This is a genomic window from Actinomadura sp. GC306 (genome assembly GCF_004348665.1).
Taxonomy (GTDB): Bacteria; Actinomycetota; Actinomycetes; order Streptosporangiales; family Streptosporangiaceae; genus Spirillospora.
This window is the reverse complement of sequence record NZ_SMKM01000206.1, coordinates 1-12,037: the sequence shown is the minus strand read 5'-3', so window position 1 is coordinate 12,037 and position 12,037 is coordinate 1. Positions and strand designations below refer to the sequence as shown.

Here is a 12,037-nt window from a genome sequence, read left to right as displayed (position 1 = left end):
GTGTTTGTCAGGCTGGGGGGCGGGGGAGATGTTGACGTGGCCGCCCTGTTGCGGTTCCGTCGCCTCCAGGAGATGAATCGACGCCGATGTACGCGCCCGAGGGGTTATTCCGCTCTCTGCCTGTGACTCCCCTAACGTCCAAATTATGTGGACCGTGCATGGGATGATCGATTAACTGGGTCTCCGGGAGGGGCAGATGACGGAACTTGCGGTCAAGGGCGATCACGAGCGGGCGGTCGAGGCGCTCAAGAGGTCCTACGAGGCGATCCCGGCGGGCACGCCGGTGCGGCTGGCGAAGAAGACCTCGAACCTGTTCCGGTGGCGCGACCCCTCGGACGCTCCCGGGCTGGACGTGTCCGGGTTCGACAAGGTGCTCAGCGTCGACGCCGAGGAGCGGACCGCGCAGGTCCAGGGCATGGCGACCTACGAGGACCTCGTCGACGCGACGCTCCCGCACGGGCTGATGCCGACGGTCGTCCCGCAGCTGAAGACGATCACCCTCGGCGGCGCCGTGACGGGCCTCGGCATCGAGTCGACCTCCTTCCGGGACGGGCTGCCGCACGAGGCGGTCCTGGAGATGGAGGTGCTGACCGGCGACGGCCGGGTCGTCACCGCGACCAGGGACAACGAGCACGCCGACCTGTTCTACGGGTTCCCCAACTCCTACGGGACGCTCGGCTACTCGCTGCGGCTGAAGATCGAGCTGCGGCAGGTCCGCCCCTACGTCCGGCTGCGGCATCTGCGGTTCGGCGACGCGGCCGAGCTGGCCCGGGTGATGGCGGAGATCACCGAGTCCGGGCGGTTCGAGGACGAGGCCGTCGACTTCATGGACGGCACGGTCTTCGGCGCGGACGAGCAGTACATCACGCTGGGCTTCTTCGCCGACTCGGCGCCGTACACGTCCGACTACACCGGCCAGGAGATCTACTACCGGTCGATCCAGGAGCGGTCCGTCGACTTCCTGACGATCCGCGACTACATCTGGCGCTGGGACACCGACTGGTTCTGGTGCTCGGGCGCGTTCGGCGTCCAGAACCCGGCCGTCCGGCGGCTGTGGCCCGACAGGTTCAAGCGGTCGGACGTGTACCGGAGGCTCGTCGCCTACGACCGCCGGTACCACTTCGTCGCGCGCGCCGACCGGTGGCGGGGGCAGCGGCCCCGCGAGGACGTCATCCAGGACATCGAGGTCCCCGCCGAGCGGCTCCCCGAGTTCCTGGAGTTCTTCCACGACAAGGTCGGGATGAGCCCGATCTGGCTGTGCCCGCTGCGCGCCAAGGAGCGGTGGCCGCTGTACCCGCTCGAAGTGGGCCGCCCGTACGTGAACGTGGGTTTCTGGGGGACGGTCCGGCTGCCGCCGGGGCAGATCCCCGAGTACCACAACCGGCTCATCGAACGTAAGGTCGCGGCCCTTGACGGGCACAAGTCCCTCTATTCGACTGCCTTCTACAGCAGGGACGAGTTCTGGCGCTACTACGACGGGGACACATACCGGCGGCTCAAGGGGAGCTACGACCCCGGCGAGCGCCTGCTCGACCTCTACGACAAGTGCGTGCGCGGACGCTGACCAGGCGTCCGCAGGTTCGGGGGAGTGCCCGGACGGCGGCCGGTCATCGCGGACCCGGCCGGGCGGAGAGACAGGAGGGATCACCATGACGCTGGCGAGGGTCTTCGAGCGGCTCGCCGGGGCTGAGGCGCCAGTGGAGTTCGCGGCGTACGACGGGTCCCGGGCAGGGGTGCCCGGCGCCGCAATCCGGTTCGACATCCGCTCGCCGTACGCGGTGTCCTACCTGCTGCACTCGCCGGGGGCGCTGGGCCTGGCCCGCGCCTACGTCACCGGCATGATCGACGTCAGCGGGGACATGATCACCGCGCTGCGCACGATGCAGCAGGTGTTCAACGAGGTGACGCCGGGCGACAAGGCGCGGATCCTCGGCGGTGTGCTCGGCGATCCGCTGCTGCGCGCCGCGGTCTCCCGCCGGCTCGACCCGCCGCCGCAGGAGGCGCCGTTCAGCCGCATCCCGTCGTGGCTGCGGCACTCCAAGCGCCGGGACGCGAAGGCGATCTCGCACCACTACGACGTGTCCAACACGTTCTACGAGTGGGTGCTCGGCCCGTCCATGGCCTACACCTGCGCGTGTTACCCCACGGCGGACGCCACGCTGGAAGAGGCGCAGTTCTTCAAGCACGACCTGGTCGCCAGGAAGATCGCCCTCAAGCCGGGCATGCGCCTGCTGGACGTCGGCTGCGGCTGGGGCGGCATGGTCATGCACGCCGCGAAGGAGTACGGCGTCCGGGCGCTGGGCGTGACGCTGTCGAAGCAGCAGGCCGAGTGGGCGCAGAAGGCCATCGCGGACCGCGGCCTGTCGGACCTCGCCGAGGTCCGCCACATGGACTACCGGGACGTCACCGAGTCGGACTTCGACGCGATCAGCTCCATCGGGCTCACCGAGCACATCGGCAAGGCCAACCTGCCCGCCTACTTCTCGTTCCTGTACGGGAAGCTGAAGCCGGGCGGCCGGATGCTGAACCACACCATCACCCGTCCCGACAACATCGCGCCGTCCCGCAAGGAGAACGGCTTCATCAACCGCTACGTGTTCCCGGACGGCGAGTTGGAGGGCCCCGGCTACGTCCAGTGCCAGATGAACGACGCGGGCTTCGAGATCCGCCACCAGGAGAACCTGCGCGAGCACTACGCCCGCACGCTCACCGCCTGGTGCGAGAACCTCGACGAGCACTGGGACGAGGCCGTCGCCGAGGTAGGCGAGGGCACCGCCCGCGTGTGGCGCGTCTACATGGCCGGCTGCGTGCTCGGGTTCGACCAGAACTGGATCCAGCTCCACCAGACACTAGGCGTCAAACTGCACGCCGACGGCACGAGCGACATGCCACTCCGCCCCGACTGGAACTCGTGACCCCGTAGAACCACCGCAGAACAGGACGAGCCGGCCGGCCACCCCGGTCGGCTCCTCCCTTCCCGCCCCAAGACCTGACGGGTTCGCGGAAGAAGCGGGGGCGGGGGCCGGCCCGGCGAGCGTTTCGGGTCGTCGGCGGGTGTCCCCCGGTGCGGGCCTTGGCCGGTCCAACCGCGGGTCAACATTCGGTCCGGCGGCCTATCAGTGCAGGTCAAGCGGGGTAGGTGAGGGGAGTGGGCGGTCATCAGGGCCGCCTGGTTCGGGGGGCGCGAACCATGCACATCCGGTCCCCGGTGAAGCCGATGCTGACCGCGACGATCGACCACATCCCGCCGCAGCGGTCGTGTCCGGGCGGCTGCCGCTACGAGCCGAAGTTCGACGGGTTCCGCGCGGTCGCGCGCGTGGCCGAGGACGGTGCCGTCCACCTGTCGTCCCGCCGCCGCGTCAGCTTCAACGAGGCGTTCCCCGAGATCGTCGCGGCGGTGGCGGAGCAGGTCCCGCCGGGCACGGTCGTCGACGGGGAGATCGTCCGCTGGGGCGCCGACGGGACCCTCGACTTCGGCGCGCTGCAGCGCCGCCACGTCGCCGGACGCCGGCGGGCCGAGCTCGCCCGCACCGAGCCCTGCCACTACGTCGTGTTCGACGTCCTGGAGTCGGACGGGGCCGACCTGCGCCCGCGGCCGCTGCGGGAGCGCCGGGCCGTCCTGGAGGCGCTGCTCGGCGCCGCCCCGCCGCACGCGCGCGTCGTCGTCAGCCCGCAGACGGACGACGCGGAGGAGGCGGCGCTCTGGTTCGACGTCTTCGCCGCCCAGGGCGTGGAGGGGCTCGTGGTCAAGGACGCCGACGGCCCCTACCGGGAGGGCCGTCGCGGCTGGCGGAAGGTGAAGCGCCGCATCACCGCGGAGGCGATCGTTGGCGGGCTGACCGGCACCCGGCAGGCGCCCGAGACGCTGATCCTCGGCCGCTACGACGCCGGCGGGCGGCTGCGGGTCGTCGCGCGGACGACGCCGCTCCGGCCCGCCGCGCGGACGGCGCTGGCCGGCATCCTCCCGCACGCCGGGCCCGGGCATCCGTGGCCGGCGGAGCTGCCCGCCGGGTTCGCCGGCGGCCCGTACGGGGCGCATCCGCCGATCCGGTACCTGCGGACGGAGCCGGAGATCGTCGTGGAGATGAGCGGGGACGCCGCCGTCGAGCACGGCCGCTGGCGGCACGCCGTCCGCTTCGTCCGGGTCCGGAGGGATCTGGAGCCGTCCGACGTGCCGCTCTTCGGCGACCCCGCCTGAGGGTGCGCCCGTCCTGGGGCTGCGCCGGCCAGGGGAGGGGGCCGTGCGACGTGCGCTGTTCGGTGACCCCGCCCGAGGGCGCGCCCCGTCCGGAGTCAGGCCAGCCAGTCGAGGATGCGGGCGTTCACGTCGCCGGGGCGGTCGAGCTGGAGGAAGTGGCCCCCGCCCGGCACGAGATGGGCCTGCGATCCCGGCGGCAGGGCGGCCTTGACGGCGCGGAGGTCCCCGCCGGGGGCGACGATGTCCGCGCCCAGGCAGCCGTCGTCCGCCCCGTGCAGGTAGAGGACGGGGAGCTCGCCGACCTTGGTCGTCGCCTCCTGCTCGGCCGCGAAACGGGGGACGAGCCGGGACGGGTCGAGCATGGCGCGGTAGTACCCGATCGCCGCCGCGACGTTGTCCGGGGTGGCCAGGCAGTCCATGACGTGGTCCACGTCCTGCGACCGGTCGCGGCCGTCGTCGGGGGACCAGTCGCGCCAGAGCCCCTCGACGAACGCGCGGTTCAGGGCGAGCTCGGCCAGCGGGGTCTGGAACACGAAGATGTAGAACGAGCGCTTGAGCTGCTCGTAGTCGAAGAACGCGGTGGTCATGACGGCGAGGGGCGGGACGGCCATCGTGACGACCTTGCGCCAGCGGTCCGGGGCGGCGTTCGCGGCGCCGTAGGTGGCGAAGGCACCCCAGTCGTGGCCGATGACGACGGCGTCGGAGCCGCCGCCGAGGGCCTCGTGCAGGGCGATGGCGTCGGCGGCGAGCGCGCCGCTCTGGTAGGTGCCGTCCACCGGGACGGAGGTGGGCGCGTACCCCCGCATGAACGGCGCGACGGCGCGGTACCCGGCGGCGGCGAGCCCGGGCATGAGGTGCCGCCAGGTGTGCGGCGAGTCGGGGAAGCCGTGCAGGAGCAGGGCGAGGGGGCCGTCCGCGGGGCCCGCCTGGAGGTATCCGAAGTCGATCCCGTTCGCGCTGACCGACCCGGTCGTGATGTCGCTCATGTCCGCCTCCTCGGTTTCCGGCGCACGCTACTCCGCGAACGGGCCGCCGAACCGGCCGGGGGTGGCCCGGGACGGTTAGTGTGAGGGTCGTCACTGTGTCGAAAAGTGTGCACTCCGGGCTTTACTTTGAGAGGGTGCCTGTAAACCGAACCGGGTTCGGATCGACGAGGTGGTGGGTACGTGCTCAAGGTCGAGGACATCAACCTGACGGACTGGGACTTCTGGCGGCAGCCGCACGAGTACCGGCATGAGGCCTTCAAGGCCCTGCGCTGGCATCCCGAGCTGGTGCGCTTCGAGGAACCCGAGATCATCATCATGCCGCAGGGGCCCGGCTACTACGCGCTGACCCGGCACGCCGACATCATCGAGGCGTCCCGCCGCCCGCAGGACTTCTGCTCCGGCAAGGGCGCCATCAGCATCCCGGACATGCCCGGCGACATGCACGAGTTCTTCGGCTCGATGATCAGCATGGACGACCCGCGGCACGCCAAGATCAGGCGGATCGTGTCCCGGGCGTTCTCCCCGCGCATGATCCAGCGCTTCGAGGACAAGGTCGAGACCGTCGCCGGGGAGATCGTCGAGAGCGTCGCGACCGGCGGCGGCACGGGCGACTTCGTCGCCGACGTCGCCGCCCGGCTCCCGCTGAAGATCATCTGCGACATGATGGGGATCTCCGAGGACCACTACCAGACGGTCCTGGACGCCACGAACGTCATCCTCGCCGGCAACGACGCGGAGTTCATCCCGTCCGGTGACGCCGAGCAGATGGCGATGGCCCTGCTCGGCGCCGGCGAGACGCTCAAGAACCTGGTCGAGGACCTCGGCCGGCAGCGCCGCGAAGACCCCACCGACGACCTGACGTCCGCGCTGGTCAACGCCAACATCGACGGCGAGTCCCTGACCGACCAGGAGCTCGGCTCCTTCTTCATCCTGCTGGTCGTCGCGGGCAACGAGACCACCCGCAACGCGATCGCGCACGGCCTGGACCTGTTCACCCGCAACCCCGACCAGCGGGCGCTGCTCACCGAGGACTTCGACGGCCGGATGCCCGGGGCCGTGGAGGAGATCGTCCGGTACGTGTCGCCGGTGATCTGGATGCGCCGCACCGCGACCCGCGACACCACGCTGAACGACCACCACGTCAAGGAGGGCGACAAGCTCATCCTGTACTACTGGTCGGCCAACCGCGACGAGACGGTCTTCACCGACCCGGAGAAGTTCGACATCCTGCGCGACCCGAACCCGCACGTCGGGTTCGGCGGGCCGGGGCCGCACTTCTGCCTCGGCGCCCACCTGGCCAGGCGCGAGATCACCGTGATGTTCCGCGAGCTGCTCCGCCGCACGCCCGAGATCCGCGCGTCGGGCGAGCCCGCCCGGCTGGAGTCCAACTTCATCAACGGGATCAAGCACCTGCCCTACACGATCTGACCCTGCTCACGAGGAGTGCGGGCGGTCGGCTCCGGCCCCCCGCACTCCCGGCCCGCGCCGTCCAGGGCCGCTCGTGGCGGTCCGTGCCGTTGGCGCAGGACTCCAGGCCGGCCGCCGTACATCCTCGACCAGGGATGCGGTCGGCTCCTCGCGTCTTCGCTGCGCACAGGCAGAGGCCCGGGATGCCGGCGGGTGCCGGCGCCCCGGGCCTTCGGGCGTCGCGGGTCAGCGCAGTTCGCGCTTGAGGATCTTGCCGGTGGCGGTCATCGGCAGCTCGTCGCGGAACTCGACGATCCGCGGGTACTTGTAGTTCGCGAACTGCTCCTTGCCCCACGCGACCAGCTCGTCCTCGGTGAGGGACGAGCCCGGCGTCCGGATCACGTACGCCTTGATCTCCTCGCCGTGCGACGGGTGCTCGACGCCCACGACCGCGGCCAGGGACACGTCCGGGTGGGTCATCAGGACCTCTTCGAGCTCCCGCGGGTAGACGTTGTACCCGCCCCGGATGATCATGTCCTTGGAGCGGTCGATGATGTAGTAGTAGCCGTCCTCGTCGCGGCGGGCCACGTCACCGGTGCGGAACCAGCCGTCCTTGATCGAGTCCGCGGTCGCGTCCGGCCGGCCGTAGTAGCCCTTCATGATGTTGTGCCCGCGGATGGCGATCTCGCCGGGGCCCTCGCCCTCGACGTCGTTCCACTCCTCGTCGATCAGCTTCATCTCGATGCCCCAGATGGGCAGGCCGATCGAGCCGGGCTTGGCCGGGCGGTCCGGGCGGTTGAACGAGGCGACCGGCGACGTCTCCGACAGGCCGTAGCCCTCCAGGACGTCCACGTCGAACTTCTTCTTGACCCCCTTCAGGACCTCCATCGGCAGCGCCGACCCGCCCGAGACCGCGACCCGCAGGTTCTCCCGGATCGTCGCGATGTCCTCGTCGGAGGTGTCGTCGGTCAGCAGGCCCCAGTACATCGTCGGGACGCCCGCGAAGATGTTCACCTTCTCCTTGACCAGCAGCTCGACGGCCTGCTTCGGCTCGAACCGCGGCTGCAGGACGAGCGTCGCCCGCCGGTAGAGGCCGACGTTCATCACGCACGTCTGCCCGAAGATGTGGAACAGCGGCAGCGTCACGAGCGACGTGTCGTGCAGCGTCCGCTCGAACAGCGTGTCGCTCACCATGGCGTTCGACAGCAGGTTGCTGTGCGACAGCTCCGCGCCCTTGGGCTGGCCCGTCGTCCCGCTGGTGTAGATGATGACGGCGGTGTCGTTCGGGTCGGTCTGCACCGGGTCGAACGTGTCCGGCTGCCCGGCGAGCGCCGCCCAGAACAGCTCGGCGCCCTCGATCGGCGACTCGGTCGCCGCCGGGTTCGCCGGCAGCAGGAAGAAGTGCTCGCAGCCCTCGGCCTTCTCGAACCCGGCGTGGCCCATCTCGCCGAGCGGGAGCTCCGGGGTGCCCTCGAAGCAGAACAGCGCCCTGGCGTCGGAGTCGGCGAGGTGGTAGGTGATCTCCCGCGGCTTGAGCAGCACGTTCAGCGGGACGACCACCGCCCCCGCCTTGAGCGCCCCGAAGTACACCATCGGGAAGTAGGGCAGGTTCGGGCTGGACAGCGCCACCTTGTCACCGGGTCCGATGCCGCGCGACCGCAGCAGGTTCGCGACCTGGTTGGCGACCGAGTCGAGGAACGAGTAGGAGAGCCGGAGGTCGCCGAACACGACCGCCTCGCGGTCGGGCGTCTCCCTGGCGGCGTCCTCCAGCAGCACGGACAGGTTGAGCATCGTGTGGCACTCCTCGCGCGAAAGGTGACCGGCCGGTTAGTTACCGCCGAGTGTATGACGCATTTCGCCCATCCTCCTGCATGGCGTTCCGTCCGCGCCATCCTTCACGGCCCTTTGACGTGCGCTTTCCGGACGGCCGACCGCGAAACGGCGCCCGGTGGCGCCGCCGGGAACCGGAACCCCGTTCCGGGACGGATCGGACCCCACGCCGCGCACGGCCCCGTTACGATCGTCCCGCTCCATGAAGAAAGGTTCCGATCTTGATCATTTTCGGCTGGCGCGTGGTCCTCTTCACCCTGGGCAAGGGGGTCTTCCACTGCCCCCGCTGCGGCGGCGACCGCGAGTACCGGCGCCGGCAGGGCCGCAACTTCTTCACCCTGTTCTTCATCCCGGTCATTCCGCTGACCAAGACCGGCGGCGAGCTCGTCGAATGCGGCACCTGCAAGGGCCGCTGGGAGCCCGGCGTCCTCGACGTGCCGACCACCGCGCAGCTCGCCCAGATGCCCGCGATGCTCCTGCGCATGGCCATCGCACAGGTGCTGCGCTCCGGCGACTACACCGACCCGTCCTCGCGCTCCCGCGCCGTGGCCGTCGTCCGGCAGGCCGGCGTGGCCGACTACGACGACGCCGCGCTGAACGGCGACCTCGCCCGCCCCTTCGACGAGGTCCGCGTCGAGATGGCCCGCGCCGCCGGTGCGCTCGCCCCCGAGGCCCGCGAGAGCATCCTGCGCGCCGCCGCCGAGATCGCACTCACCGACGGACGGCTCAGCGACTCCGAAGAGGAGACCCTCTCCGCCGTCGGCGCCGACCTCCAGCTCACCCGCGTCCAGGTGACCGGCGTGGTGTCCATGGCCCGGCAGGCGTCCGGCCACTGACCCCCGCGGGAGGGCTTGCGATTGCGCTACTCTTGATGTATGCCAGCCAGGCTGCTCCTTGTACGACCACGTTGACGCACAACTGACGTCAGCGTGGTGGCCCCTCCTGTGCGAGGGGCCGTCTCATGTCGGCGCCAGCCTGGTCCCTGCCGGCGAGCGAGCAGAATTCGGAGTACGGAAGCGTGAGCAGCGACGTTACTTCCCGCGCGGCCGCGGGCGGTACAGGGGGGACGGCCCCCCTGAACGACGGGTACGACCCGCGGGCGGTCCAGGACAAGTGGCAGGCCCGCTGGGCGGAACTCGAACCGTTCACGGCCGAGGAGAAGGACGACGGCCGCGAACGCCGCTACGCGCTGGACATGTTCCCCTACCCCAGCGGCGACCTCCACATGGGCCACGCGGAGGCGTTCGCCATCGGCGACGTCCCCGCGCGGTACTGGCTGCAGCGCGGCTACAACGTCCTGCACCCCATCGGCTGGGACTCCTTCGGCCTGCCCGCCGAGAACGCGGCCATCAAGCGCGACTCGCACCCCGCCGAGTGGACGTACGCCAACATCGAGACCCAGGCGGCCTCGTTCCAGCGCTACGCCCCGTCCTTCGACTGGACGCGGCGCCTGCACACCTCCGACCCCGAGTACTACAAGTGGACGCAGTGGCTGTTCCTGCGCTTCTACGAGCGGGGCCTGGCCTACCGCAAGGGCGGCCACGTCAACTGGTGCCCCAAGGACCAGACCGTCCTGGCCAACGAGCAGGTCGTCGGCGGGCACTGCGAACGCTGCGGCGCCCTGGTCGAGAAGCGCGTCCTGACCCAGTGGTACTTCAAGATCACTGACTACGCGGACCGGCTGCTGGACGACATGGAGCAGCTGGAGGGCAACTGGCCCGAGCGCGTCCTGCTGATGCAGCGCAACTGGATCGGCCGCTCCACCGGAGCCGACGTCGACTTCGTCATCGAGGGACGCGACGAGCCCGTCACCGTCTACACCACCCGCCCCGACACCCTGTACGGCGCGACGTTCATGGTCGTCGCCGCCGACGCCGCGCTGGCCGAGGAGATCTGCGCCCCCGACCACCGCGCCGCGTTCGAGGCGTACCGCGAGGAGGTCTCCCGCGAGAGCGAGATCGAGCGGCTGTCCACCGAGCGCGAGAAGACCGGCGTGTTCCTGGGCCGCTACGCGGTCAACCCGGTCAACGGCGAGCGGCTGCCGATCTGGGCGTCCGACTACGTCCTGGCCGAGTACGGGCACGGCGCGATCATGGCGGTGCCCGCGCACGACCAGCGCGACCTGGACTTCGCGCTGAAGTTCGGCCTGCCCGTCCGCGTCGTCGTCGAGACCGGGCTGCCCGACCCGTCCGAGACCGGCGTCGCCACCCCCGGCGACGGCGCCATCGTCAACTCCGGCCCCATCGACGGGCTGACCAAGGCCGACGCCATCGGCCGCATCACCGAGATCCTGGAGGAGCGCGGCACCGGCCGCGCCTCCGTCAACTTCCGGCTGCGCGACTGGCTGGTGTCCCGGCAGCGGTTCTGGGGCTGCCCCATCCCGATCGTGCACTGCGCGTCGTGCGGCGAGGTCCCCGTCCCGGACGAGCAGTTGCCCGTGCGGCTGCCCGAGGGCCTGCGCGGCGCCGACCTGGCGCCCAAGGGCACCTCACCGCTGGCCGCCGCGTCCGACTGGGTCAACGTGGCCTGCCCCAAGTGCGGCGGCTCGGCCACCCGCGACACCGACACCATGGACACGTTCGTCGACTCGTCCTGGTACTTCTTCCGCTACTGCTCGCCCGACTACACCGACGGCCCGTTCGACGTCGAGCAGGTCCGCAGGTGGATGCCGGTCGACCAGTACACCGGCGGCGTCGAGCACGCCATCCTGCACCTGCTGTACAGCCGGTTCTTCACCAAGGTCCTGCACGACATGGGCATGGTCGACTTCACCGAGCCGTTCCGCCGGCTGCTGAACCAGGGCCAGGTGATCAACCAGGGCAAGGCCATGTCGAAGTCCCTGGGCAACGGCGTCGACCTGGGCGAGCAGATCGGCGAGTACGGCGTGGACGTCGTCCGGCTGGCGATCCTGTTCTCCGGCCCGCCCGAGGACGACATCGACTGGGCGGACGTGTCGCCGCACGGCATGTCCAAGTTCCTGTCCCGCGTCCACCGCATCGCGACCGAGGTGTCCTCCGCGCCCGGCGTGGACGTCACGTCCGGCGACACGGCACTGCGCCGCGTCACCGCGCACACCGTCGACGAGGTCACCTCGCAGGTCGAGAACCAGCGGTTCAACGTCGCGATCGCCCGGATCATGGAGCTGGTCACCGCGACCCGCAAGGCCATCGACTCGGGCCCCGGCGCCGCCGACCCCGCCGTCCGCGAGGCCGCCGAGACCATCGCGACGATGCTGTCGCTGTTCGCCCCCTACACGGCCGACGAGGCGTGGGAACTGCTGGGCCGCGAGGCACCGGTGATCCGCGCGGGCTGGCCGTCCGCCGACCCCGCCCTGCTGGTGGAGGAGTCGGTCACCTGCGTGGTGCAGGTGGCGGGCAAGGTCCGCGACCGCCTGGAGGTCCCCCCCACGATCACCGCGGACGACCTGGAACGCCTGGCCCTGGAGTCCACCAAGGTCCAGGACAGCCTGTCGGGCGCCGAGATAGCCAAGGTGATCGTCCGCGCCCCCAAGATCGTCAACATCGTCCCCAAACGCTGACCGACCCCACTCCACCTGCCCGCGACCCGTCCCCGCGCCCGCCGCCGCGCGCCGCACCCCGGAGACGGGCTCGCACGG

8 protein-coding genes are annotated in these 12,037 nt (G+C 70.7%); 6 read left to right on the top strand and 2 right to left on the bottom strand.

What is annotated here, in order from left to right:
• The first annotated feature begins 196 nt into the window (after positions 1-196).
• The 3 genes from E1200_RS24285 (at position 197) to E1200_RS24275 (ending at position 4,198) form a co-directional block, all read left to right on the top strand.
• A complete protein-coding gene (locus tag E1200_RS24285; protein WP_131954385.1) occupies positions 197-1,564 on the top strand; it encodes an FAD-binding oxidoreductase in 1,368 nt (455 codons plus the stop codon).
• A gap of 85 nt (positions 1,565-1,649) precedes the next feature.
• Positions 1,650-2,915, top strand: coding sequence for a class I SAM-dependent methyltransferase (locus tag E1200_RS24280; RefSeq protein ID WP_131954384.1), 1,266 nt, complete (start codon positions 1,650-1,652; stop codon positions 2,913-2,915).
• Between the two features lie 275 nt (positions 2,916-3,190).
• Positions 3,191-4,198 (top strand): ATP-dependent DNA ligase, encoded by a 1,008-nt coding sequence (locus E1200_RS24275; RefSeq protein ID WP_243708799.1) that lies wholly within the window; start codon positions 3,191-3,193, stop codon positions 4,196-4,198.
• Positions 4,199-4,293: 95 nt separating this feature from the next.
• On the opposite strand, the gene E1200_RS24270 is transcribed toward E1200_RS24275, so the two are convergent.
• Entirely contained in the window at positions 4,294-5,184 is an 891-nt protein-coding gene (locus E1200_RS24270) for an alpha/beta hydrolase (RefSeq protein WP_131954383.1), read from the bottom strand.
• Between the two features lie 180 nt (positions 5,185-5,364).
• Between E1200_RS24270 and E1200_RS24265 the strand changes: the two genes are divergently transcribed.
• Complete coding sequence (locus E1200_RS24265; protein ID WP_131954382.1) at positions 5,365-6,612, top strand: cytochrome P450; 1,248 nt, start codon at positions 5,365-5,367, stop codon at positions 6,610-6,612.
• A gap of 225 nt (positions 6,613-6,837) precedes the next feature.
• Here E1200_RS24265 and E1200_RS24260 read toward each other — a convergent pair whose 3' ends face one another.
• Positions 6,838-8,382 (bottom strand): long-chain fatty acid--CoA ligase, encoded by a 1,545-nt coding sequence (locus E1200_RS24260; protein WP_131954381.1) that lies wholly within the window; start codon positions 8,380-8,382, stop codon positions 6,838-6,840.
• Between the two features lie 260 nt (positions 8,383-8,642).
• Here E1200_RS24260 and E1200_RS24255 point away from each other — a divergent pair, with 260 nt between their 5' ends.
• Both E1200_RS24255 and leuS read left to right on the top strand, forming a co-directional pair.
• Positions 8,643-9,257 carry a hypothetical protein gene (locus tag E1200_RS24255; protein ID WP_131954380.1) on the top strand — a complete coding sequence of 205 codons (615 nt, stop codon included), beginning with the start codon at positions 8,643-8,645 and terminating at the stop codon, positions 9,255-9,257.
• 239 nt (positions 9,258-9,496) lie between these two features.
• Entirely contained in the window at positions 9,497-11,959 is a 2,463-nt protein-coding gene (gene leuS, locus E1200_RS24250; RefSeq protein WP_243708800.1) for a leucine--tRNA ligase, read from the top strand.
• Positions 11,960-12,037: the final 78 nt, after the last annotated feature.